This window comes from Nannocystis pusilla (genome assembly GCF_020073745.1).
Taxonomy (GTDB): domain Bacteria; phylum Myxococcota_A; class Polyangia; order Nannocystales; family Nannocystaceae; genus Nannocystis; species Nannocystis radixulma.
On sequence record NZ_JAIRAU010000047.1, the window covers coordinates 99,753 to 124,284 of the forward strand.

The window sequence follows — 24,532 nt, forward strand, 5'->3', positions numbered from 1 at the left end:
CGGAGCCGGGTCAGGTCACGGAGCGCGACACCGAGCGCGACGTCGACCGCGGCGCCGTCGATTGGCACGGGTGGACCCCACCGTATCAGCGCGCCTTGGCGACAGTGGTTTGCGCTGCGAAAAAATTGTTCGCGCCTGGTGAATTGAAAAGCGTGGTGACTCGACTTCGCCGGCGAGGGTCGACGACTGCCGCTCGCGGCCGCCACCCCGCGACACCTCTCACCCCAAGAGCAACACGATGCATTCGCCCGGACTTCCTATCCACCTCCCGCTCCACATCGCCCTCTGCGCCCTCGCGGCGCTCGCTACCCCCGCCTGTGACGCCGACGAGGCCGCCGACGGTGAAATCCCCTCCTTCGACGTCGACGTGCGAGGTGCCCTGGTCCGCTGTGACAACGGCACCTTCGACCTCGAGCAAATGAACGCGACGCTGCGCGCCTACCCCGAGCTCGGCGAGATCCTCGGCCTCGAGCGCGTGGCCGGCTGCGAGGACGCCCCGAGCTACCTCGCGGGCCTGTCGGCGCACATCGAGAGCTTCCCGTCGCAGGAGCCGGCGCCCGCGGACGCGGAGTTTCGAATCGCACAGGCGGAGGCCAGCAACCTCACCACCAACGGCGTCCTCCGGCTGAGCAGCGTCGGCTGCACCGGCGTGCTGATCCACGAGCGCGCGCTGGTCACGGCCGCCCACTGCGTGGCCGCGCTGGCCCCGGCGTCCGGCGAGAAGAACTTTTGGGTCGACAACTTCGACATCGACAACTTCGGCGGCGGCAGCTACGTCGGGACGGTACGCGTGAACGTCCACCCCGACTACGCCGGGACCGGCAGCAGCTACGTCGGCGACGACGGCGACGACATCGCGGTGGTCAAGCTGACCAGCGGCAGCTTCGGCTTCCCCGCCGAGGACCGCCACCGGATCTACACCGGCGCCATGAGCACGATCGGCACGATGCGCCTGTACGGTCAGGGCGTCACCTCGCACACGGGCGGCGGCGCCGGCACGCTCCGGCGCATGGTCTACCTGCCCAACTGGAACGGGCCGGAGCACTTCCTGATGGACGCGGAGACCAGCCGCATGTGCAAGGGCGACTCCGGAGGGCCGGTGATGGACGTGCTCCCCGACGGGGTCACCCGGGTGGTCGCCGGGCTGGCGACGTCGATCGAGATCGGCAGCCCCGGCGACATGTGCGCGACCACCGGCGGGAAGCAGCGCGCGGTTCGCCTGCAGAACAAGGTCCGCTGGATCGACGACATGATCGGCGGGACCGACAGCGATGACTGCACACCGCTGGTCATGGACGGGTGGTCCTACGAGCGCTGCTGGTGAGCGCGCTGCACACCGTCGTCTCGAGCATGGCGTCTTGCTCGCAGCGACGACCACCTCCGCCTCACGACAAGCGGGGCCGCCACACTCTTCTGGGGCGGCCTCGCTACGGCGGCGTGGGACGCAGCGACGACCACCTCTGCCTCACGACAAGCGGGGCCGCCACACTCTTCTGGGGCGGCCTCGCGGCGGCGGCGTGGGACGCAGCGAGGGGCCCCATGCCTGACGCGCAGACGCGGGATGATTCTTCGGACATGCCCCATCGACCACTCCGCGTCGAGCATCTGGCATGGCAGGTCTCGCGTCGCGAGGGACCCGCGCCGCCGCCGCGAGGCCGCCCCTCCCCGCTCCCCACGGCCCCGCGTCCTCCCGCACGCGATCCTCGACGCCTCATTCCTTGCCCGGAGCGGTGACGCTCCGCGACTGCTCCGAGAAAGCGGCATGACCGCCAGGACATGTCCCGGCGGTCATGCTGTTGCCTTGCCGGAGCTCAGGGAACCGCGGCCCACGCGCCGGTGGTGTCGGGGCACGCGGGCGTGAACACGGCCGTCTTCACCCACTTCTCGCCGGACTCGTCGAGCGTGTGGGCCGCGAGCGGGCTGCACACCTCGCCCTTGGCGTCGAAGTCGAGCGGCCCGGTGATGCCCGTGAGGTCGACGGACTTGCCGGTGGCGAACGCCGACAGCGCGGCGGGCACGAACATCTTCGGACCCGCGCCGAAGTCGACCGGCACGCCCGACTTGTCGGACAGCTTCTCCATCGCGTCGGCGACGCGCAGGCCGACGACGATGTCGCCGGACTTCACCGCGGCCATGCCGATCAGCGACGCCATCGTCGCGTCGTAGGCGAGGCCGGCCTCGGGCGCCAGCGACGACTCGCCGAGGCGGGTGCGCAGCTTGGCGAGCTGCGGGGTGTCGAGGTCCGGGGTGATGGCGACGACGACGCCGGCGAGCTCCTTGTCCTTGAGCGCCGCCACCGCGGGCATCGCCCGCTGCGGCACGTAGATCTTCTGCGGCAGCGGGGCGCCGGTCGTCTTGTAGTACTTGATGATGTCGGCGACCTCGGAGCGGCCGAGCAGGACCAACATCTGCGGCGTGTCGAAGCTCGTGAGCGCCGCGTCGAGCTTGGCCTTCGCGCCCTTGGTGGCGTCGTCGAGCCCGCGGTACGAGGCGATGAACTGGCTGCCGGGGACCTGGGGGATCTGGCTGGGACCGCCGGTCTCCTCGGTCGCCACGGCGTTGTAGAGGCCGAGCCCGTACGCGTCCTCCGCCAGCAGCAGCACCGCGTTCGCGTCGGGCACGCCCGTGAAGTCTTCGCCGATCCGGGCGCCGAGCGCCGGGCCCTGGTACTTGGCGCCGGCCATCGCCTGGAAGACCAGGTTGGCCGAGGTGTCGAGCTCGGTCATGTCGGCCGTGACCATCGGCCCCATCGTGAACGCGTTGACGCCGGGGGCGAACGTCACCTGGTCGACCACCGCCGTGAATTCGACGTCGTCGACCGGGCCGATGAGCACCGGGATGGCCAGCGTGTCGCCGAGGTGCCGGCCGGCCGACGTCGCCGACGCGACCTCGCTCTTGGTGTCGCAGACCACCAGCGCGATCTTGTCGCCGTTCGGCAGCTCGCCGGAGCCGTTGAACTCCTCGACCGCCGCTCGCACGCCCTTCTCCATCGCCTCGCCGAGCGCCGCGTCGGCGCCGGTCTTGGGCAGCATCACGCCGATGAACGCGACGTCGTCGCTGACCTCGCCGCCGGGGTAGATCGGGGCGCCGCACTCGTCGGTCTCGGTCGACGCGCACTCGCGCGGCGCGCTCGAGGTGGCGCAGATGAACGCCTCGCCGAGGCCTGCGCACTGCGAGTTGGCGTCGCAGCCTTTCTCGCGGACCTGGCAGGTGTTGGCCGCGCAGTACATCGGCTTGTTGTCGTCGAAGAAGGCCGCGCAGTCGGCGTCCTCGTAGCACTCGGTGAAGTCGAGCGTCGCCGAGCACGCGCCCGCGATCACCCCGAGGACGCCGCAGACAGAGATCCGGGTCAGCATATGCGAGAAGACAGACGACATGGTCGCAAAGCTCCAGCGTTCGCGGCTCAGAAGCGATAGACGTAACCGAGGCCGACCTGGCTCGGCGAGACCTTGGGCTGCATCGCCTGCACGGCCTTCGACTTGCGCGCCTTCGGCACCAGCAGGAGCACCATGCCGACCACCGCCATCACGCCGCCGGCGATGAACAGGCCGTCGGCCGCGGCCGCCAGCGACTTGCCCTTTTGACCGGCCTCGCGCTGGTCGTCGAGCGTCTCTGCGGCCTCGAACTTGTTCTCTTGCCCCTTCGCCAGGCCGCCCGCGATCCCGCCGCCGATCAGCAGCGCCGCGCCGACGCCGAACATCGTGTAGCCGATCGGCCGCAGGATCTTGGCCTTGTTCTGCGGCGACTTGTCGTCGCCGGGCGGCGACTGCGGGCCGAGCTGCGGCCCGACCGGCTGCGTCGACTCCGGCTGCTTGGCCGGCTCGGGCTGCTTCGGCTTCTGCTTGGCCTCTTCCTTCTCGCGGATCTCGACGATCTTCTCGAGCGTCGCCAGCCGCTGCAGCGCCGTGTCACGCAGACCGATGTCGACCGACTCGTCGGCGATGAACCTCTGGTAGTAGGAGATCGCCGCGTCGACGTTGTTGGCCTGCTCCTGGATCCGGCCGATGTTGAACAGGATGTTCGGGTCGGGCTGCACCTTGTAGGCGCGCTCGAACAGCGCCACCGCGGCGGCGTAGTCCTTCTCGCGGTACTTCGCCCGCGCCTGCTCGGCCAGGCTCTCGAACGTCTCGCCGTTGGCGTCGGTCGGCGGCGGCTCGGCCAGCGCCGCACGCACGGCGATCGGGACGTACACCGCGGCGGCCGCCGAGCGGGCGGGCATGCTCGAGGCGAGAAACGCAGCGGCCACGAGAGTGACGATCGGCTTCTTCATGGGGGGGCCTGTGGGGCGGGGTCGACGGCGGCGACCCTCACGAACCCGAGAGCTAGAGACTAACGCTTTTTGCTCGGACCGACTGGCAACAAATCGTCATCCGGCGCGGGGTTCGGCTTCGGCTTGACCTGTCCGTCGGGCGGCCGCTTGGTCCCGCCGCCCCCCGGTTTTTTGGTCCCGCCCGGCGGCTTCGGCTGCTCCACCGCCGGCTGCGGGATCGGCGGCGTCCCGGCCTTGGCCGTCAGCATGTAGTCGTAGGGCTGGTCCTTGGCCGCGCTGACGCTCAGCGCCGTCTGCATCGGCCCGTAGCCGGGCGCGGCCAGCGTGAGGTTGTATTTGCCGGCGTGCAGCGGCACCTCGACCGTGGTCGAGCCGAGCGGCCGTCCGTCGAGCGTGACTTCCGCAGTCACCGGGGCCGACCGGATCGTGATGATTGCGAACCCCATGTCCGGGTTCAGCTCCGGGAACAGCCCCTTGATGCGCTGCTTCGCCTCTTCGTTGGCGGCGTCGAGCGCCAGCACGTCGCGGTAACCCTTGACCGCGCTGATGCGATCGCCGTCGCGCTCGTACTTGCGGGCGCTGGCCAGCGCCTTCTGCACCTCGAGCTTCGAGCGCAGCTCGTCCGCGCGGTCGGACAGCTCCGGATCGCGGGCGAACTCCTCCTCGGCGATCTCGAGCTTGCGCTCGGCCTGCGGCAGCTTGCCCTCGTCGATGAGCTGCGCGATCTTGTCGAGGTTGCTCTCGAGCTGCTCGCGGCCGCCCTCCTCGCGGGTCGCCACCTCGGGGCGGTCGGCCTCGGCCTCGTTGCTGCTGCCGCCGCCGAACGCGTAGATCAACACGGCCAGCACCGAGAAGGCCGCCGCGCCGATCAGGATCAGGTTGAGGGTGCGCTGGCGGGCCGCGGCCTCTTGCGCCTGCGGACCGACCACCAGCAGCGTGCGCCCGTCCTGGCTCTGCACCAGGCTCCCGCCCTCGAGCGGGATGCCCTGGGCCTTGAGCTGGTCGAGCGTCGCTTGCGGGAACTGGGCCGTGATCGGCATCACCGGCGACGGCATCGACTGTGCCAGTGCACCGGCCCCCGACATCGGCTGCGCAAGCGGCGCGGCGGCCGCGGCGGGTGCCGACCGCGGCCGGCCGAACGTGCCGACCACGATATTCTCCGGCGACGGGATCGGCTTGCTGTGTTCGGTGCTGCTCTGCGGCTCCTCCGGCTCGAGCGGCTCCGTCCGCGGCTGGGCGCGCGGCAGGCGGAACATCGAGAACGGCACCTGGTCGATCAGCCCCTCGACGACCTCGTTGGCGTCGCGCGGGCGGCGTTCCCGGCTCTTCTCGAGGCACCGGCTGATGAGCTCCAGGACCCCCTCCGGGACGCCGTTGTCGGGCGGCAGGAGCTCCTGGATCGGCTGCGCCTTCTCGTGGACGTGCTTGTACAGGACCGACGCGTCGTTGTCGGCCTGGAACGGCATCACGCCGGTCAGCATGAAGTAGAACAGGATGCCGACCGCGTAAACATCGACGCGCTGGTCGATCTTCTCGCCCAGGATCTGCTCCGGGGACAGGCAGGTGGGCGTGCCGAGGACGTTCTGCTTGGTGATGTCGGACGAGCCGGAGACCAGCTTGGCGAGCCCGAAGTCGAGGATTTTGACGTAGTTGGCCCGGCCCTGCCGCTCGCACAGCATGATGTTGGCGGGCTTGATGTCGCGGTGGATGATCCCGCGCGAATGGGCCTCGCCGAGGCCTTTGAGGACCTGCGCGGCGATCGGCACGAAGTCGGCCAGCGTGAGGTGGCCGCGGCGGCGGACGAACCGGTCGAGCGTCTCGCCCTGGACGTACTCCATGACGATGAAGGCCCGCCCGTCGACCTTGCCGAAGTCGTGGATGGTCACGATGTTGGGGTGCTGCAGGCTGGAAAGCCCGCGGGCCTCGCGTTCGAAGCGGGCCAGCGCCTCGGAGTCGCCGACCCAGTCGGGCGCCAGCACCTTGAGGACCACCGGGCGATTCAGGTCGATCTGCGTCGCCTGGTACACGACGCCCATCCCACCGCGGCCGAGCCGGCGCTCGATCAGGTAGCGCCGAGCGAAAGTCGTCCCCAGCAGGGGGTCTGCTTGTGCTTGGTCTTCCGGTTTGCTCATGGCTTCTCGGGGGACCCTGTGACGTTAACACACCTTCCCCCGGTGTTGCGCGTCTTCGGCAAAACCCGGCGGTAGTTGCCGCAATGGCGCGCTCGTGGAAGCGCGGGACGACGCAGTCGACAGCTTGTGGCATGCTCCGGCCGTGCCCACGACCCTGAGCTTCGCCCCGACCATTCCCGCTCTGCTCCACGGCAGCCGCGCCGTCCTCGTCGTCGCGGCGGCCGGCGTCCTCACCGGCGAGTTGCCGGCGTTCCTGCCGGCGCCGGCGCAGTCGCTGCTCGCCGAACTCGCGCGGGACACCAAGCCGGGCGAGCTCGGAGCGGTATCCGGAACGCTGACCGGCCTGTCGGAGCCGCGCCGGTTGCTCCTCGGCGTGCTGCCCGACCACGGGTCTCGCTACAATTCGCCGAGTCGCGCCGAGAGCGTCCGCCGCGTGGTCGCCGGGGCGGACCTCGGCAGCACCAAGGCCGGCATCATCCTGATCCTGCCGGATCCGGCGCACCTGCTGGCCACCGTCAACGCGGTCGGCCGCGCTCTCCCGCTCTACTCGAGCAAGAGCGGCGCGAGCAGCGGCGCCGAGGTCCAGATCCTCGCGCTCGACCTCGCCGGTCAACCGATCCCGATCCCGCCCGAGGTCGAGTCGACGATGCACGCCACGCGGATCGCCGCGCTGCACGTGGATACGCCGCCGACCGAGCTCAATCCGGAGGAGTTCGCCGCGCGCGCGCGCGACCTGTTGACCGCGATTCCGCGGGTCGAGCTGCGCGAGATCGTCGGCGATGCCCTGCTCCAGGAGGGCCTCGCCGGCATCCACGCCGTCGGCCGCTGCGCGGTCAAGCCGCCGCGCGTGCTCATCGCCCAGTACACCCCGGCGGCCGGGGGCGGCCGCCCGATCGCGCTGGTCGGCAAGGGCATCACGTACGACACCGGCGGTCTCAGTCTCAAGCTCAGCGGCGCGATGAACTCGATGAAGGGCGACTGCGGCGGCGCAGCCGCCGTGCTCGGGGCCTTCTGCGTGCTGGCCGCCAATCATTGCAAGCACAAGCTCTCGCTGGTCCTCTGCATCGCCGAGAACGCCGTCGGCCCCGGCGCCTACAAGCCCGACGACATCCTCCGCATGCACTCCGGCAAGACCGTCGAGATCAACAACACCGACGCGGAGGGCCGCCTGCTGCTGGCCGACGGCGTCAGCTACGCCGCGCGAGCGCTCGGCGCCGAGGTCGTGTTCGACGCCGCCACCCTCACCGGCGCCCAGCTGATCTCGACCGGGCTGCTCCACGCCGCCATCGTCAGCAACGACGAGTTCCTCGAACAGACCATCATCGCCGCCGGCAAGCACTGCGGCGACCTCGTCCACCCGCTGCCGTTCGCGCCCGAGTTCTACAAGCAAGAATTCGAGAGTAATGTCGCAGATATGGTCAATTCTGTAAAGAATCGCATGAACGCCCAGTCGGCCTGCGCGGCGCAGTTCGTCTACTGGCACATGGACGACACCAAGGCGTTGTGGTGCCACATCGACCTGGCGGGGCCGAGCTTCCCGAAGAACCGCGGCACGGGCTTCGGCGTGGCTCTGCTGTCGGAGACGATCCGCCGGATCCCCTGAGGAGGTGCGGCATGTACGGCTACGGCAACTGGACCCTGCCTGGCAGCTGGCACGCGGTGCTGGCCGACGAGATGGCCAAGCCATACTTCAAGGACCTCGTCGACTTCGTCAACTATGAGCGCGAAAACAATACGGTTTATCCGACCGAGGAAGATGTCTTTCGCGCCTTCGAACTGACCCCCTTCGAGCAGGTCAAGGTCGTGTTGCTCGGGCAGGACCCGTACCACGACGAGGGTCAGGCCCACGGCCTGTGCTTCTCGGTCCTGCCGGGGGTCAAGCCGCCGGCCTCGCTGGCCAACATCTTCAAGGAGCTGGCCGCCGACCGCGGGTGCAGCGTCCCCCCGCACGGCAACCTGCAATCGTGGGCCGAGCAGGGCGTCCTCCTCCTCAACACCGTCCTCACCGTCCGCGCCCACACCCCCGGCTCGCACAAGAACAAGGGCTGGGAGAAGTTCACCGACGCCGTCATCCGCGCGCTCGGCGAGCGCAACGAGCCGGTGGTGTTCGCCCTGTGGGGTGACTTCGCCAGGAAGAAGGCCACCCTGGTCGACCAGCGCCGCCACCGCGTCGTGGTCGCCCCCCACCCCTCGCCGATCCTCGGCAAGGGTCCGAAGTTCCTCGGCAGCCGGCCGTTCTCGGCCATCAACACCGCGCTCGAGGACCTCGGCTACCCGGCGATCGACTGGCAAATCTTCTGACAGTCGGGCGAGCCACGACCCCGGCCGTTGCCGGTGGTGGCAAAGCGCGACGACCTCCAGCCGCCGCCGCCGGCGATAGACGAAGAAATACGGCAGTCCGACGAGGAAACAACGACGAGTCCCGTACAGGTACGGCGGCCAGGCCTGGGGGAATCGAGCGATGTCATCGAGGGCCTTGCGGATAGCCCGCTCGACGCGTCGTACGTGGACCGGGCCGAGGCGCGCGGCAAAGCCGCGCGCCTCTTCGGTCTCGCGTTGCGCCTCCGGATGAAAGCCGACTCTTTTTCCCGGCTCAAACTCGCGCGTCATGCTACGAAATCGGGATGACGACCGATTCTTTTGCAGGAGGCCCGCCGCGGATCCTCACGGACGCTGATGAGGTCACGCTGGCCAAGGCGCTGAAGCGCAGGTTGGCGGAGTTGGACCGCGGGGAAGTCGAGCTCATCCCCGCCGATCAGGTGCTGCGAGAAGTCTTTGGTCCTCCATCGCCGCAGAAGAAGCGCAAGAACGCGCGCACTTCGCGTTGAGGCGGCCCGATCCGCAGAAATTTTGTCCTCGCCGAAGTCGGCATTTATCCTACATCACCCACACCGGAGTTTTGTCGGATGACGCACGAACGACGCCAAGATCGCAGCGAAAACCCCTGCCTCGCCGGGGATCTCTACCTCCGGGCGGTCGCCCAGCGGACCGGCCTGGAGCACCTCACGCTCGCCACGCATGAGGGCCTGCTCCTCGCGGGCGCGGGTGACAAGGACCTCGGCAATCGCGTCGCCGCGGTCGCCCCCCTCTACGTCGAGGAGCCTGCGTCCCTGCGCGCCGGTCTCATCGACGAGCTGACCGACGGCCAGCCGATGCAGGTGTGGCGCGTCACCGTCCGCGACCGGCCCTTCTACCTCATCGGCTTCGGCACGCTCACCGACATGTCCGAAGAGGTCCAGGACGCCTTCGACCGGATCTTCGCCCGCCCCACGCCGCGGGCAGCGAACTGAGATCCTCCTCGCGTCACGACGCGCGCTCCGAGAGCCGCGACGTTTGGCGTCGCGGCTCTTTGCGTTGCACGAGCCGCCGAGCTGCGACGCACCTCCTCGGCGCGACCTGTCCGCGTCTCGTCTCGCCGTGAGTCGCCGGCGTTCTCGTCACGCGGCTTGCGTCTCGCGCGCCTCGCCTCGTCATCTCCCACGCTCCGCGTCTCTCGCGGCAACCTCTCGACGCGCCGCGTCATGTGGCTCGCCTCAACGTCGCCGCGCTGCGAGCCGCCGCGCACCGACGCGCTCGCCATCACCTCGCGTCTCGCGATCGGAGCCGCGACGATCCCTCGTCGCGGCTCCTCGTCGCGGCGGCGTCTCGCCTCTCAGCTCGGGATCACGCAGACACCGACGTCATCGGTGCCCGGCGGTGGGTCGGCGAAGAACGGCACGCAGTCTTCGCTCGGGGCGCAGTCGGCGTCGCCACCGGACACCGAGCAGAAGGGCGTGCAGCAGCCGGTCGAGCCCTCGTCGCAGCCTTCGACCGTCTCGGCGGCCTGGCAGCTGAAGCCCGCGAGGCAGGCGTTGGTGTACTCGCAGGGGGAGTTGTCGTCGCCGGTGTTGGCGCCCGTGTCGGGCGAGAAGCAGATGAAGCCGCCGAACGACGCGTCGCCGTAGCAGCCCTGCATGCCTTCGCAGTCCTGCAGCAGCGGGTCGCACGACTTCAGGCAGATCGGCAGCACGCCCTCGTTGGCCGTCTCGAGGCAGAGTTCACCGTCGCCGCAGCTGTTGCCCTCGCCGCAGTACGCCGTGCACGTGCCGCCTTGACCGGTCTGGAAGTCGAAGTTGAGGCAGATCGTGCCCTTCGAGCAGTTGTCGAGCCCGCTGAAGACCGACTCGCCGGGGTTGATGTTGCACGGGTCGCCGACGACGCCGCCGTTCACCGGCTCCTCGACGCACTTGTTGGCGTCCCAGTAGTTCATCGCCATCGAGTCGTAGGCCACGCACTTCTGGCCTTCGGGACAGTCCTGGGTCTTCGGGTTGCACATGCTCGTGCCGCCCTCGGTCGTCGGGTCAGTGGTCGTCGGCGCCTCGGTGTCGGCCTCCGTGCTCGTGCCCGTCGGGCTCGTCGATTCCGTCATCGACCCGGTCGTCGGCCCGGTCGTCGGCCCCGTGTTCGACTCCGTCCCCGGATCCGTCCCCGGATCCGTCGTCGGAGTGCTCGTGTCGGTCTCGGTGTCTTGCCCCTTCTCGCCGCACCCCGCGGTCAGCAGCGCGCCGACGAGCGCGGCAATGCCCAAGCCCTTCACGGTTCCCAGCTTCTCAATCATGGCGATTTTTATCGCGTGCCGGCTGCGCGGCAGTCAACGCCTGCATCCGCGCGGCGCTGCTCCAGCCCCTGCTCTCGCGGCTCCAGCGCCGACGCAGCGGCGCGCCAACGCACCGTCTCATTTTGATACACTCGGCACGGATGGAGCCAGCAGCCCGCAAGAAGCCCGCGCGAACGCCCACCCCGGAAGCGCCGGCGAAGCGGACGCGCGTCGATCGCGACAGCGTGCTGTTCGCGCTCGGCGAGCTGGTGCGCCGCGAGGTCGACCTCGACGCCTTGCTGGCGCAGGTCATCGACACCGTCACCAAGGCGATGGACGCCGACCGCGGCACCTTCTATCTGGTCGACCGCGCCCGCGGGGAGCTGTTCAGCAAGGCCGCGCATCTGCCCGAGCTGCGCGAGATCCGGCTCAAGGTCGGTCAGGGCATCGCCGGTCACGTCGCGCGCACCGGCGAGGCGATCAACCTCTCGCACACCGAGGGCGACCCGCGCTTCTACGGCGCCATCGACCGGGCCACCAACTACGCCACGCGCTCCATGCTGTGCGTCCCGGTCCTCGATCGCGCCGGCGAGATCCTCGGCGTGCTCCAGCTGCTCAACAAGAAGGGCGCCGCCTTCGACGACGACGACGAGGCCCTGCTGCGCGCGCTCGCCAGCCAGGTCGCCATGCTCGTCGAGAGCACCAGCCTCTACGCGCAGCTGCGGGCCCCCACCGGCGGACCGCTGCGTTACCGCTTCAACGGCGTGGTCGGCGGCGGCGCGCGGATGAGGCGCGTCTACGATCTCGTGACACGCGCGGCCGGCACCGACGCGACCGTCCTCATCACCGGCGAGACCGGCACCGGCAAGGGTTTGATCGCGCGGGCCATCCACTACAACAGCCCGCGCGCCGGGCGGCCCTTCGTCGCCGTCGACTGCGCCTCGCTCCCGGCCACCTTGATCGAAAACGAGCTCTTCGGCCACGAGCGCGGCGCGTACACCGGCGCCGACCAGCGCAGCGTCGGCAAGTTCGAGGCCGCCGACGGCGGCACCGTCTTCCTCGACGAGCTCGGCGAGGTCCCGCTGCCGCTGCAGAGCAAGCTGCTGCGCGTCCTGCAGGACCGCGAGTTCGAGCGGGTCGGCGGGCGCAAGACCCTCAAGGTCGACGTCCGGATCCTCGCCGCCACCAACCGCAACCTCGAGGACATGGTCGCGCGCCAGCGCTTCCGCGAGGACCTCTACTACCGCCTGCGCGTGCTCTCGCTGGCCATGCCGCCGCTGCGCGAGCGCGGGCCCGAGGACCTCGAGCAGCTCGCGTATCACTTCCTCGCCGGGTTCGCCCAGCGCCACAACAAGCCGGTCGTGCGCTTCTCGCCGCCCGCGCTCGCGCGGCTGCACGCGCACAGCTGGCCGGGCAACATCCGCGAGCTCGAGAACTGCATCGAGGGCGCCGTCGTCCTCAGCGTCGGCGACGCCATCGAGGTCGCCGACCTGCCCTTGCCTGCCGACCCGCGCGAGCTCCCGCCCGCGGGCCGCAAGGGCGGCCGCGGCGCCGCCGCCGACCTCGCGCGCCTGTCGTGGACCGAGATGGAGAAGCTCTACATCGAGGCGGTCCTCGCCGCCCACGACGGCAACCGCAGCGGCGCCGCGCGGGCCATGGGGATCGGCCGCGCCACCCTCCTGCGCAAGATCAAGGCGCTCAAGATCCGCGCCTGAGCCCCGGCTCCAGCGCCGTTCGCGGCACCTGTCTCATCACGATCCACGTGTATCGTTTCGATGCACCCGCGCGCGTGGCTCGACGCGCGGCCGCGGGCGCGGCCCCGGGCAACGTCGCGTCCGGCGCCCGCCGCGGTCGCTGGCACGGCGCCTGCTAAGTGGCCTCGCGCAGGAGTCGAACGATGACCACCAAGCCCGCCACCACCACGCCCGCCACCCCCGACAGCCAATGGCGCCAGGGCAAGCCTGTGGAGGACCCCGAGAAGATGAAGCGCTGGGGCTTCATCACCGCCAAGCCGTCCGAGTACCTCATCCACGTGCGCCGCGGACGGATCCGGCGCGCCAGCACCGGTCAGGGCGCGAGCTGCTTCAAGTGGCCGTGGGACAGCGTGGCCGTCATCCCGACCACCATCAACCGCCTGCAGTTCACCGCCGACCAGGTCACGCTCGAGAAGGTCGGCGTGCAGATCACCGGCCTCGCCGTTTACCGGATCGCCGAGCCGGAGCTGACCTTCCGCATGCTCAACTTCTCCTACAGCGAGCGCGCGCAGGAGAAGCTCGGCGAGATCCTCACCGAGATGTTCGTCGGCGCCACCCGGCGCCTGGTCGCCAACCTGCGCGTCGAGGACGCCATGACCCGGCGCAAGGAGTCGATCGCGCGCGAGCTGATGGCGGAGCTCGTGCCGATCGTCGAGGGCCGCGGCCGCACCGACGACACCACCGCCACCGGCTGGGGCGTGGTCATCGACACCGTCGAGATCCAGAACGTGCAGATCCTGTCGGACACCGTGTTCCAGGACATGCAGGCCAGGTTCCGCGCCGAGCTGGCCCTGCGCGCGCGCATGGCCGAGATGGAGAGCGCCCGCGAGATCGCCACCCTCGAGGCGACCTCGTCGCGCCAGATCGAGGAGGCCAGGATCGCCAGCGAGACCGCCACGCGCGAGCTCAAGGCCCAGGCCGAGAGCCGCACCATGCAGATCGAGCTGGCCGAGGCCGCCAAGCGCGACGAGATCGAGGCGCGCGCCGCCGAGGAGCAGCGCGTGCGCGACCAGATGCGCCTGTTCGCCGAGCTCAAGGGCTCCACCGAGCTCGCCGAGGAGCGAGCCGCACGCGAGCAGGCGCGGGCCCTCGCCGAGCTCAAGGCCGCCACCGAGCTCGCCGAGGAGCGAGGCGCGCGCGAGCAGGCGCGCCTGCTCGGCGAGCTGCGGGCCAAGACCCAGATCGAGCAGGAGAAGGCCGCCCAGGCCGAGGCCGTGCGGCTGGCCCAGCTCGCGCGCGAGCGCAAGTACGCCGAGGCCGAGCGCCAGCTGCTCGAGGTCAAGCACACCACGCAGCAGCGCGAGGTCGAGCTGGCCGCCCAGCTGGCGCTGAACCGCAGCAAGGCCAGCACCGAGCTCAAGGACCTCGAGAGCGCCGCCGCCGCGCGGCTCAAGGAGCGCGAGCTGCAGCTCGAGCGCCTCGCCGGCGAGGTCCGGGCCGCCGTGGCCCGGGCCGCCCGCGAGGTCGACAACCTCGTCTCCGACGACCGGATCCGCATGGCCCTGGTCGAGACCGGCCTGCCCGCGATCGCCGGCGCGTTCGCGCAGAAGTTCGGCGAGGTCAAGATCACCTCGTTCGGCGACGGCGCCGACCCCTCCGCCATGGTCGCCCGCGGGATCGGCGAGGTCCTCGCGCTCGCCCGCAAGGTCGGCACCGACCTGCTCGCCACGCCGGCCGCGCCTGTCCCTGCGGACAGCAGCCAGCCGGACCGGTGAAGGTCGTCGCCCCACATGTCCCGAGAGACAGCCCGACCCCTGTGGCGGGCGGCGCCCCACGCCCTGTCTCTTCGGACATCCCAGATCGCCCGCGCGGAGCGCCGGGCCCATCGTCACGCGCGTCGCCTGTCTTTCTGGACATGTCCTCGCGCGCCGTACGGGCGGCGCCTGCGCGGCTCCTCGCGGCTCGCCCGGCTCCTTCGTCGCCGCGCCGGCGGCCACCCCCCTGCCCTCCGCCCTCGCGCGGCGCGACCGGTTGACCGGCACCGCGGGCGGTCCACGTTTGCAGCACGACGACCGATGCTGCCCGCCTCGACCTCGCCCGCGACGCCGCGCTGGACCTGTCTCTTGCGACAGGCCATTGTCGCGCTGTCGATGGCCGCCTGCGACCTCTCGTCCGGCGACGACGACGCCGACACCCGTGAGTCTGTCGCCTGCCCCCTCAACGACCGGTGGGAGCCGAACGACGACCCCGACGATCCGACCGACATCACCTGGGACTCGGCCGACGAGGCGTCGGTCTGGCACGAGGTCGACGGCGCCTACCTGTGCCCCGGCGAGGACGACTGGTACCGCTTCAAGGTCGCCGGCCTCGACTACGACGCGCACTACCTCCTCGTCCGCGCGCTGGTGAAGGACGCCGGCCTGTGCGGCGCCGCCTGCGGGGAGCCGGTGATCGCTGCCGGCCCCGAGCACGCCATGACGATCGAGGTCTACCGCGCCGACACCCGCGAGCCGCTGATCGCCCACACCGCCGACGGCGGCGTGCTCGCGCTCGCCGGCTCCGGCGATGAATACGCCGATGGCTTGCTCCTCCGCGTCCACAGCGACACGCCGACCGCCGAGTACCCGTACCGGCTGAGCGTCTCCGTGCGCAACTACGAAGGCGAGGACGAGTGTGAGTGCTGAGCCCGCACCGTGGCGCGCCGCGATCGTGGCCCTCACCGGCCTCGCGCTGACCTGCGGCGCGCCGACGCCCACCGAGCCGACCGCCACCGTCGACGAGGTCATTCGCGATCGCGTCGACGTCCACGTCCACCTCGTCGGCGGCGCCGTCGACGAGCTGCTCGCCGCGCTCGACCGCCAGGCGATCGCCGCCGCCGTCGTCATCGCCTCGCCGCACCTCGATCCCGCCCTCGGCCTCGATCCGGGCCGCGACGCCCGCCTGCGCGGCTGGCGGGAGGCCAACGAGGCCCTGCTCGCCGCCACCGCCGACCACCGCGATCGCCTGTTCCCCTTCATCACCGTCGAGCCGGCCGAGGTCGGCATCGCCGAGCTCGAGCGCTGGTTTCAGCGCGGCGCTCGGGGGGTCAAGCTCTACGCCGGCCACCAGGAGCTGCACGCGCGCCCGCTCGACGACCCGGCCCACGCCTCGCTGTTCGAGTGGCTCGAGCATCACTCCGTCCCCGTGCTCGCCCACGTCAACACCGTCCGCTACCGCGACGAGCTGGCCCGGCTCCTGCGCGCCCACCCGCGGCTCGAGCTGGTGTGCGCCCACCTGTGCGGCAGCCGGACCGACCTCGATCGCCTGGCCGGCCTCCTGCGCGAGTTCCCGCGGCTGCGCGTCGACACCAGCCACGGCGCCGGCCTGCCCGGCGTCGACGGCTTCACCGCGATCGAGACCGACCGCGATCGCCTGCGCGCCCTCATCGAGGTCCAGCCCGAGCGCTTCCTGTTCGGCTCCGACCTCGTCACCGCCCGGGCGGCGGGCCGCGACGCCGGCGCCGCGCGCGAGTGGGACCTGCAGCTGTCCGCCAACCTCGGGTTACTCGAGCGCGAGCGCTTCGAGTTTTGGCGCCACAGCGCCCGGATCGGCGCGTTCACCCCCGGCGTCTACCACGGCCTCGCGCTCGCCGACCCCGCGGTCTCGCGCGTCCTCGGCGGCAACGCCCGCGCCTGGCTCGGCGCCTACCGCCGCGAGTGACGCCTACTCATCGGACTCTTCGGACATGTCCGATTCGCCATCCGGGCCGAGCTCGAGGTCGATCACGATCGGGTTGTGATCCGACACCAGCTTGCCCTCGGCGACCGGCCGCTCGATGACCTGCGGCGCGCGCGGGCGCAGCCCCTTGCCGGCGAACCAGTCGACGCGCAGCGGCACCCGCCCGCCCCACGGCGCCAGCCGGCGCTCGAGGTACGTCCACATCACCCGGCGCATCGCCTTCGGCATGTAGTCGAGCGCCTTGCGGAAGATCTCGGGGTCGTAGATGTCGTAGTAGATGGTCCCGCGGGTGAAGTCGTTGAAGCCGTCGATCTCGAACCCGCCCTCGCGCATCGCCGCGAACACCGCCCGCTCGAAGTGCTCCTCCGGCTTCATGTACTGGGCCGCCATGCCCTCGATGCCGAAGCGTGTCAGCTTGTAGAAGAAGTTGTAGGCCAGGCCGCGGCCGCTGCTCAGGTCGTACGTGTTGGTGTTGAGGTCGCCGCCGAGGAGCATGCGCTCGCCGCCGAACTCGCGCAGGCGCGCCACGATCTCGCGGATGTGGCGGGCCCGGTCGCGCGGGCCGGCGAACGGGTCGAGGTGGACCAGCGCGACCGTCAGCGGCCCGTCGGGCAGCAGCAGCTCGCACAGCAGCGCGCGCTTGTTGCCGATCCGCTTCTCCGTCGCGTGGAACTTGTCGCGCCGCTCGTGCAGCTCAACCGCCTCGAAGCGCAGCACCGGGAAGCGGGTCAGCAGGGCGCAGCCGTGCATCGCCTTGGTGTTCGGCACCCCGTGGCCACGCTCGCCGCGGTCGCCCTCGACCAGCACGATGTGATAGTTGGCGAACACGTAGCCCATGCCGAGCGCGTGGGCCAGCTCCTTGGGCACGTTGCGGTTGCCCGAGCGGCCCATGCCGATGTCGACCTCGGTCAGCAGCAGCAGATCGGCCGCGCTCAGCTCGGGGTCGGAGGTCAGGAGCGTGTGGAGGCCCTCGAAGCGCTTCCCGCGCTCCACGTTCCAGGCGACCGCGCGGACGGTCCCCGGCCGCCGCGGCGTCAGCGAGTGGCCGAGCGTCGGCTCCAGATCCCACTCGAAGCCGCGGAGGACCCGCTCCAGCTGCGGGCGGATCGTGCGGAACACCGGGTCTCGCTCCAGGCGCCGGCGCGTGCGGATCCGGGCGATGTGGGCCAGCGCGTCGGTGAAGTCGTGGTCGAGCTGCGAGCGGAGCGGGAGGGGACCTGGCTCGGAGACCAGGTTAGGATAGGCGAAGAGATTCGTCGGCACGCGCCTCCCCGGGTCGGACAGATCGGTACCAGATCGCCGGGGCGCTGTCCTGGTCTGCCCCCGCGCGCCTCGGGCAATTTCGATCTCGCTCACGGCCGCGCGGTACGCGGGGCGGAGACCCGTGGATCGCCCGCGACCCGGGTTATTCTTGTCGCATGCTGCAGTTCGGCCTCGTCGCCATCCTCGCCTCGCCGCTCCCCTGGACCGCGCCTGGGCCCGCGCCCAGTCCGATCTACGGCGGCGACCTCGTCGAGCCGGGCTCGTGGCCGAGCGTCGTGGCGATCCTCATGGGCGACGTGCTGTGCACCGGCACCCTCGTCAGCGACACCGTCGTCCTCACCGCCGCGCACTGCCTCGACAGCAACCCCTCGCCGTCGCTCATGCACGTGGTCGTCGGCGAGGACGTGTTTTCCCAGTACGACGAGGTCGTCGGGGTCGTCGAGCACGGCTCGCACCCCGACTTCTGCGGCACCGACCCCGACGTGTGCAAGGTCGACATCTGGGACTACGGCTACGTCGTGCTCGATCGGCCGATCACCAGCGTCGAGCCGACGCGGCCGATCGCCAGCCAGGCCGAGTGGGACGAGTCGATGTACGTCGGCGCCCCGATCACCGTGGTCGGCTTCGGCGACGACGAGAAGGACCTCAAGGGCTTCAAGCGCCAGGTCGACGTCGAGATCGTCCGCTTCAGCACCACCGGCCTCGAGTTCCAGGCCGGCGGCATGGGCTTCGACTCGTGCCAGGGCGACTCGGGCGGCCCCGCGTTCGTCACGCTCGCCTCCGGCGAGCTCGCGCTCGCGGGCGTCGTCTCGCGCGGCTACACCTGCGGCAAGGGCGGCTTCTACGGCATCCCTTACGCCGCGCTGTGCTGGCTGAACCAGGAGACAGGCGTCGACCTGCGCACCGACGCGTGCGAGGCCTGCGACTGCCTCGACATCTCGCCGAAGTCGGACGAAGGCTGCGGCTGCCGCAGCGGCGACGCCGGCGGCTCGTTCGGGCTCGCCGTGTTGCTCGCGCTCGTCGGCCTCAGAAGATCTGGGGCCCGACGACGACGTACGTCTCGGCCTTGAGCACCTCGAGCAGCCCGGCCTCGATCGCCGCCTTGTCGTAGCTGGCGAAGTCGAGGCCGCGGAAGAACGCGTCGTAGGTCTTGGCGACCGTCAGCGCCTTGCCGCCCGGCTCCTTGCCGGTGATCACGAGCGGGCGGCCCTCCACGGAGGTGCTCAGGTCGAGCTCGACGATCGCCGTCTGATTGGTCTTGAAGCCGAAGTTGGCGCCCTCGCTCCCGTTCGCCAGGTCTCGCGCCGTGCCGGCGAGGTAGACCGTGATCCCCTCGATCGGCGCGTGGCCCTTGACCGTGTACGGCGTGTCGAACGCCTGCTCGGCCAGCGACGACTGGTAGCGGCCGTACTCGACGCGCAGCTTGCAATATGACCCTTCGGGCAGGTCGACCATGGCGAAGTCGACGAGGTCCTGATCCTGCGCCAGCTGGTACTCGGGGAACGGACCGTAGGGCAGCTCGAAGTCGAAGCTCTCGCCGGCGCACGACTCGATCTGCGCCGCGGTCATCACGATCACGCCCTCGGCCAACGAGATTTCCCAGCCCTTGTCGTTGACGAACACGCGGGCAGCGTCGGGCTCGCCGAAATCCGGCAGAACCCCGTTCGCGTCGCGCGTACCGTGGTGCGAGATGGCCAGCGAAACCTTCGTCGTCGGGTTCAACAGCGACTCGCAAGCTGCCAGGCTCATCGTCGCCAGGGTCGCCAACACAACGCGTCGCGTGCTCCGCATCATCGTCATAAGTTGGGGCATCTTAGCCATGAACCCCTGTGACCCGGAACTACTCTTTCGCCAAAGCGCGTGCGCTAGCGAGGTCACGCGGGCGAACCTGCTCCGGCGAATCCGGCGCAGGACCCGACGGCGGACCGGCGCGGCCCCCGAGTCACGGTCCCGCGGGCCTGAGCCCGCGCCGCGGCCGCCTGCCGCCTGCGACGTGCGACACGCTCGATGTACGCGACGCTCCTCCCTCCGGCGGCACCAGACAAGAAGGTCCGTGACCGATGAGAGCAGCGCGACCGGCTCGCCGCAGCGCCTCGCGGGCGAGGTGATGCTGCGACTCGTCCCAATAAAGAAGTAGCGACTTCTGCAGCTTCTTCTCGCGCAGCTCTTTCGCCGTGTAGACCGGCGCGCGCGTGAAGGGATCGCGACCCGTGTAGTACATGCAGGTCGCCATGCTCATCGGCGTGGGAATGAAGTCCTGCACCTGTCGCGGCCGGACGCCCCGCGCCTTGAGCCATAGCGCGAGATCGACCATGTCGTCGAGCGTGCTGCCGGGGTGCCCCGAAATGAAGTACGGCACCAAATGCTGATCTTTGCCGGCGGCCTCGCTCGCGCACGCGAACTGCTCGGCGAAGCGCTCGTAGCTGGCGACGCCCGGCTTCTTCATCCGCGCGAGCACCTCGTCCTTCACGTGCTCCGGCGCCACGGACAATTGTCCGCCGGTATGGTGTGTGGCGAGCTCGCGGATGAACGCCGGAGATCGTTCTGCCAGGTCGTAGCGGACACCCGACGCGATGAACACGCGGCGCACGCCCTCGGACTGGCGCACCTTCTTCAGCAGGTCGACCAGCGGCGCGTGGTCGGTGTCGAGGTTCTCGCACACTCCCGGGTGCACGCACGACAGCTTCCGACACGCGCGCTCGATCTCCTCGCTCTTGCAGCGCATGCGATACATGTTGGCCGTCGGCCCGCCGACGTCGGAGATCACCCCGCGGAAGTCGCCCATGCGACGCAGCGCCCGGATCTCGCGCAGCACGCTCTCGGCCGAGCGCGACTGAATGATGCGGCCCTCGTGCTCGGTGATCGAGCAGAACGTGCAGCCGCCGAAGCAGCCGCGCATCGTCACGATCGAGTGCTTGACCGTCTCGAACGCCGGGATCTTGCTGCCCTCGTACGTCCAGTGCGGGCGGCGCACGAACGGCAGGTCGTAGAGCTGATCCATGTCGCGCATGTCGAGCGGCAGCGCCGGCGGGTTGCAGTAGAGCGCCCGGTCGCCGTGCGGCTGGATCAGCGGGCGCCCGTTGCCCGGGTTGGTCTCGTGCTGGAACGCCCGCGACATCTCGAGGAACGCGTCCTTGTCGGCGCTCACCGCCTCGAAGCTCGGCAGGTGCAGCGGCAGCCCGTCGCGCACGTAGCGGCTCTTCGGCAGGTGCTCCCACTGCCCCTTGGGCAGCATCACCGCGGTGCCGCGGACGTCGCGGATCGTGCCGATGTCTTCGCCCGCCTTGAGGCGGCGCGCGAGCTCCCACACCGGCCGCTCGCCCATGCCGAAGATCAGCAGGTCGGCCTTGCTGTCGACCAGCACCGAGCGGCGCACCTGGTCGCTCCAGTAGTCGTAGTGGGCGATTCGCCGCAGGCTCGCCTCGATGCCGCCGAGCACCACCGGCAGCCCCGGGAACGCCTGCCGGGCCAGGTTCGCGTAGACGATGCTGGCGCGGTTCGGCCGCTGCTCGAGCGCGCCGTCGGGCGAGTACTGGTCCTCGCCGCGGACCTTCTTCTGCGCCGTCAGCTTGTTGAGCATCGAGTCGAGGTTGCCCGCCGTGATGCCGACGAACAGCCGCGGCCGGCCCAGGCGTGAGATGTCCTTCGGGTCATCCCAGCGCGGCTGCGCGATCATCCCGACCCGCAGCCCGCGGCCCTCGAGGAACCGGCCGATCAGCGCCCCGCCGAACGCCGGGTGGTCGACGTACGCGTCGCCGTTGATGATGAGGACGTCGAGCTCGTCCCACCCGCGCGCGTCCATCTCCTCGCGGGTCATCGGCAGGAACGCCCGCAGGTCGCGCGGCGGCGCCGTCTTGCTGGCCCTGAGCTGGACGAGCGACATGCGGCGAACACTAGTCGATCCGGCGCCGGCGCGCCCGCGCCCGCGCGTGCGCCACCTCTTGCCGCGGGCTCGCCCGGACCCCCCGGCTTCCTCCTATTAATGCCTCGCATGACCGACGCGCCCGCCCTCGCCGCTCGCGGCCTGTCGCACCGGCTCGCCGATCGGGTCCTCTACGACGGCCTCGACCTCGACCTCCGCCGCGGCCGGATCTGCGTGGTCGCCGGCCCCAACGGCGCCGGCAAGTCGACCCTCCTGCGCGCCCTCGCCGGCCTCGACCGCCCCCAGGCCGGCCGCATCGAGCTGCTCGGCGACTCGCTCGCCGCCCTCTCGCCTGCCGCGCGCGCCCGCCGGCTGGCCTATTTGCCGCAGCACTGCCCGGCCGAGCCCGACCTCCTGGTCCGCGAGGTCGTCCTCCTCGGCCGCCTGCCCAACCTGCCGCGCTTCGGCCCGCCGCGCGACGTCGACGCCGCCGCCGCCGCCGCTGCTCTCGCGCGGCTCGGCCTCGGCGCCTTCGCCGACAGGCCTGTCGGCCAGCTCAGCGGCGGCGAGCGCCAGCGCGTCATGCTCGCGCGCATGCTCGCCGCCGAGGCCGCCGTCGTCATCCTCGACGAGCCGGCGGCCGGCCTCGACATCGGCCACGCGCTCGGCCTCTACCGCCACTTGCGGGCGCTCGCAGGCGAGGGCGTCGCCGTCCTCGTCGCCGAGCACGACCTCGACCTCGCCCGCCGCCACGCCGACGACGCCGTGCTCCTGGCCGCCGGCCGCGCCCGCGTCGGTCCCTGCAGCGCCGTCTTCAGCCCCGAGCACCTCGGCGCCGCGTTCGGCGTGGTCGCCCGCGAGCGAGACGGCCGCCTGTGGTTCGAGGCGTCCACCTAGGGGACGTCGAGCCGCGCCGAACATCGATCCATTCGCACGCGGTGACAGGCCCGCGAGCCGCGACGAAGCGGCGGCGGCCGACATCGTTCGCCGCGACAGGCGAGGGAGGGTCGACATGCCTCGCTCGCGACCCGCTCGTGGGCTCGACCGACGACAGTCGCGCGAACGAAGTCAACCACGCAATTGTTCAGCGTCCCGCTGTCACTTTCTCCTGTCGCCCTCAAGGAGCCGCCGATGTCCGCGCGAACCGAGCCGATTCACGCCCGCTCACTGCTCGTCGACTGCATGACCGTCTCGCTCGCCGCGCTGGTCCTCGCGTGCGAGCCCGCCGACGCCCCCGGCGATCCGGGAGCCCTCATCGACGTCGTCATGACCAGCCGCGTCGGCGTCGTCCTCGACGAGTTCCCCGCGGGCACGCGCGACCGCGCCGCCGAGCTGTTCCTCGCCAAGCCGCTCGCGTTTTGGGAGGCCCGCGCGCGCCGGCAGACGCGCATGACCAACTACCGCCTCGCCTTCCGTCAGTTCTTCCACGACGACAAGTTGCAGCTCCCGCTCCCGCCCGACGCCGGCCTTCACTACGAGTTCGCCGCGGGCGGCGCCCGTCGCGACAGCGTCGACGGCCACGACGTCGTCGTCATCGACTACACCCTCACCGGCACCCTCCTCGGCGACGTCGCCTCGATCCCCGCCTCCGAGCCCGCGCTCGTCGACGTCGGCGGCACCTGGGAGGAGCCCTTCGTCCTCCCGCTCGACCCCGAGTACCTGCGCCAGCGCACCGGCTACGCCTGCGTCGACGAGGAGGACTTCCCGCCCGACTCCTCCGACGAGGAGAACATCGCCGAATTCTTCGATCACGAGTGCGACGTCGAGGTCGCGCCCGACTACGCCTGTCACCTCAGCGAGCCGCGGCCGACCGAGTCGTGCGTCGACGCGCTGCACCACCACGTCGGCGCCGTCGACACCGTCGTCCGCTTCGAGCGGCGCGCCTGGGACCCGCAGCGCGCCGACGAGGTGCGGCTCGGCGAGGTCACCACCCCCGACGCGCCCGACCTCGCCGTCGTCGGCGACGTCATCGGCAGCTCCGCCCGCCTCGTCTACCGCTACATCGCCCCCGACAGCTGCACCATGCGCGAGGGCTGCGTCGGCGGGTCCGGCTGGCGCCGCCTGCTGCAGTTCGACGCCAGCGTGCAGAACGTCGGCGGCGCCGACCTCCACCTCGGCGAGGTCGACTACTACGGCGACGGCCTCGACAGCGAGCTCGCCGCCCGCAACATCTACGAGTACAGCGACTGCCACCGGCACTATCACTTCCGCTTCTACGGCGACTTCATGTACGCCAGCGACGAGCACGCCGAGGGCTTCAAGCAGTCGTTCTGCCTGCAGACCACCTCGCGCGCCGGCAACCACGAGAAGAGCCCGCTCAACACCCCCTACGGCAGCTGCGACTACCAGGGCATCGCCGCCGGCTGGGGCGACGACTACATCGCCGGCCTCGACTGTCAGTGGGTCGACGTCACCGACGTCGCCGTCCCGGGCCCCGCCGTCACCGCGCCCCTGGTCTTCACCTCCAACCCCGATCGTTTCCTCTGCGAGGGCGCGCCCGTGCTCGACGACGCCGGCGCCCTCCGCTACGAGCCCACCGACCTCCGGACCGAGACCGGCGCCGCCATCGAGCGGCCCATGTGCGAGTTCAGCAGCGGCTGGGACGGCAACAACGTCGGCGAGCGCCCGGTCGAGCTCCCCGCCGTCGGCAGCTACGTCACCGCCGCCTGCGACCGCGAGCAGGAGGGCCCGCTGCGCAACTGCGGCTTCGCCGAGCAGACCGCCGCCATCACCTGCAACGCCGGCGAGACCGTCGAGCTCGGGTGCACGATCCCCGCCGGCGCCGCGCCCATGGCCGTGCGCGTGTGCCCCGTCAGCGCCGTCCTCGGCGTCCCGCTCGCGTGCACCTACGTCCACGCGCTCGGCAACGGCGTCGTCGCCGACGGCGCCATGGCCACCGTCCGCTTCACCTGCCCCGCCCCGCTCGCCGCCGACGAGCCCGGCGGCGAGGTCTCCCTGTTCACCGCCCCGCTCCTGCGCAGCGACCCGGGCGTCGAGGTCGCGTGCATGCCGCTGTGA

19 protein-coding genes and 1 pseudogene are annotated in these 24,532 nt (G+C 70.8%); 12 read left to right on the forward strand and 8 right to left on the reverse strand.

Features of this window, described 5'->3' with window-relative positions; genetic code table 11:
* Nucleotides 1-238 precede the first annotated feature (238 nt).
* The gene (locus tag K7C98_RS33540; protein WP_224195918.1) at nt 239-1,324 is read left to right on the forward strand and encodes a trypsin-like serine protease; all 1,086 of its coding nucleotides are present in this window, start codon (nt 239-241) and stop codon (nt 1,322-1,324) included.
* A gap of 487 nt (nt 1,325-1,811) precedes the next feature.
* Here the strand turns inward: K7C98_RS33540 and K7C98_RS33545 are convergent, their stop codons facing one another.
* Genes K7C98_RS33545 through K7C98_RS33555 form a run of 3 tightly spaced genes read right to left on the reverse strand, consistent with a single transcriptional unit; the run spans nt 1,812 to nt 6,402 of the window.
* Entirely contained in the window at nt 1,812-3,377 is a 1,566-nt protein-coding gene (locus K7C98_RS33545; protein ID WP_224195919.1) for an ABC transporter substrate-binding protein, read from the reverse strand.
* A 26-nt stretch (nt 3,378-3,403) separates the two neighbouring features.
* Nucleotides 3,404-4,270 (reverse strand): tetratricopeptide repeat protein, encoded by an 867-nt coding sequence (locus tag K7C98_RS33550; RefSeq protein WP_224195920.1) that lies wholly within the window; start codon nt 4,268-4,270, stop codon nt 3,404-3,406.
* A 59-nt stretch (nt 4,271-4,329) separates the two neighbouring features.
* Nucleotides 4,330-6,402, reverse strand: a complete 2,073-nt coding sequence (locus tag K7C98_RS33555; protein ID WP_224195921.1) for a serine/threonine-protein kinase — start codon at nt 6,400-6,402, stop codon at nt 4,330-4,332.
* Nucleotides 6,403-6,544: 142 nt separating this feature from the next.
* Here K7C98_RS33555 and K7C98_RS33560 point away from each other — a divergent pair, with 142 nt between their 5' ends.
* Complete coding sequence (locus tag K7C98_RS33560; protein ID WP_224195922.1) at nt 6,545-8,005, forward strand: leucyl aminopeptidase family protein; 1,461 nt, start codon at nt 6,545-6,547, stop codon at nt 8,003-8,005.
* A gap of 11 nt (nt 8,006-8,016) precedes the next feature.
* On the forward strand, nt 8,017-8,703 hold the full coding sequence (gene ung / locus K7C98_RS33565; protein WP_224195923.1) for a uracil-DNA glycosylase: 687 nt from the start codon (nt 8,017-8,019) through the stop codon (nt 8,701-8,703).
* A gap of 84 nt (nt 8,704-8,787) precedes the next feature.
* Here ung and K7C98_RS45555 read toward each other — a convergent pair.
* Nucleotides 8,788-9,012, reverse strand: a pseudogene (locus tag K7C98_RS45555) (type II toxin-antitoxin system RelE/ParE family toxin); the annotation flags it as partial.
* A gap of 14 nt (nt 9,013-9,026) precedes the next feature.
* Between K7C98_RS45555 and K7C98_RS33575 the strand changes: the two are divergent.
* Nucleotides 9,027-9,230: an addiction module protein gene (locus K7C98_RS33575; RefSeq protein WP_224195924.1), complete on the forward strand. Its 204-nt coding sequence runs from the start codon at nt 9,027-9,029 to the stop codon at nt 9,228-9,230.
* 78 nt (nt 9,231-9,308) lie between these two features.
* A complete protein-coding gene (locus tag K7C98_RS33580; RefSeq protein WP_224195925.1) occupies nt 9,309-9,692 on the forward strand; it encodes a hypothetical protein in 384 nt (127 codons plus the stop codon).
* 362 nt (nt 9,693-10,054) lie between these two features.
* On the opposite strand, the gene K7C98_RS33585 is transcribed toward K7C98_RS33580, so the two are convergent.
* On the reverse strand, nt 10,055-10,978 hold the full coding sequence (locus tag K7C98_RS33585; protein ID WP_224195926.1) for a hypothetical protein: 924 nt from the start codon (nt 10,976-10,978) through the stop codon (nt 10,055-10,057).
* A 161-nt stretch (nt 10,979-11,139) separates the two neighbouring features.
* Between K7C98_RS33585 and K7C98_RS33590 the strand changes: the two genes are divergently transcribed.
* From K7C98_RS33590 to K7C98_RS33605, 4 genes are all read left to right on the forward strand, one after another.
* A complete protein-coding gene (locus K7C98_RS33590) occupies nt 11,140-12,693 on the forward strand; it encodes a sigma-54-dependent Fis family transcriptional regulator (RefSeq protein WP_224195927.1) in 1,554 nt (517 codons plus the stop codon).
* A gap of 182 nt (nt 12,694-12,875) precedes the next feature.
* Nucleotides 12,876-14,447, forward strand: a complete 1,572-nt coding sequence (locus K7C98_RS33595) for an SPFH domain-containing protein (protein ID WP_224195928.1) — start codon at nt 12,876-12,878, stop codon at nt 14,445-14,447.
* Nucleotides 14,448-14,795: 348 nt separating this feature from the next.
* Nucleotides 14,796-15,356, forward strand: coding sequence for a hypothetical protein (locus K7C98_RS33600; protein WP_224195929.1), 561 nt, complete (start codon nt 14,796-14,798; stop codon nt 15,354-15,356).
* The gene (locus tag K7C98_RS33605; RefSeq protein ID WP_224195930.1) at nt 15,346-16,371 is read left to right on the forward strand and encodes an amidohydrolase family protein; all 1,026 of its coding nucleotides are present in this window, start codon (nt 15,346-15,348) and stop codon (nt 16,369-16,371) included. The genes K7C98_RS33600 and K7C98_RS33605 overlap by 11 nt, the downstream gene beginning before the upstream one ends.
* 3 nt (nt 16,372-16,374) lie before the next feature.
* On the opposite strand, the gene K7C98_RS33610 is transcribed toward K7C98_RS33605, so the two are convergent.
* The gene (locus K7C98_RS33610) at nt 16,375-17,652 is read right to left on the reverse strand and encodes an endonuclease/exonuclease/phosphatase family protein (RefSeq protein ID WP_224195931.1); all 1,278 of its coding nucleotides are present in this window, start codon (nt 17,650-17,652) and stop codon (nt 16,375-16,377) included.
* 155 nt (nt 17,653-17,807) lie between these two features.
* On the opposite strand from K7C98_RS33610, the gene K7C98_RS33615 reads away from it, so the two are divergent.
* On the forward strand, nt 17,808-18,722 hold the full coding sequence (locus tag K7C98_RS33615; protein ID WP_224195932.1) for a S1 family peptidase: 915 nt from the start codon (nt 17,808-17,810) through the stop codon (nt 18,720-18,722).
* Here the strand turns inward: K7C98_RS33615 and K7C98_RS33620 are convergent.
* The gene (locus K7C98_RS33620) at nt 18,679-19,401 is read right to left on the reverse strand and encodes a hypothetical protein (RefSeq protein WP_224195933.1); all 723 of its coding nucleotides are present in this window, start codon (nt 19,399-19,401) and stop codon (nt 18,679-18,681) included. The two genes, K7C98_RS33615 and K7C98_RS33620, sit on opposite strands and share 44 nt — an antisense overlap.
* 193 nt (nt 19,402-19,594) lie before the next feature.
* Nucleotides 19,595-21,535 carry a YgiQ family radical SAM protein gene (locus K7C98_RS33625; RefSeq protein WP_224195934.1) on the reverse strand — a complete coding sequence of 647 codons (1,941 nt, stop codon included), beginning with the start codon at nt 21,533-21,535 and terminating at the stop codon, nt 19,595-19,597.
* Between the two features lie 108 nt (nt 21,536-21,643).
* Between K7C98_RS33625 and K7C98_RS33630 the strand changes: the two genes are divergently transcribed.
* Both K7C98_RS33630 and K7C98_RS33635 read left to right on the forward strand, forming a co-directional pair.
* Nucleotides 21,644-22,411, forward strand: coding sequence for an ABC transporter ATP-binding protein (locus K7C98_RS33630; protein WP_224195935.1), 768 nt, complete (start codon nt 21,644-21,646; stop codon nt 22,409-22,411).
* 234 nt (nt 22,412-22,645) lie between these two features.
* Nucleotides 22,646-24,532, forward strand: a complete 1,887-nt coding sequence (locus K7C98_RS33635; RefSeq protein WP_224195936.1) for a lysyl oxidase family protein — start codon at nt 22,646-22,648, stop codon at nt 24,530-24,532.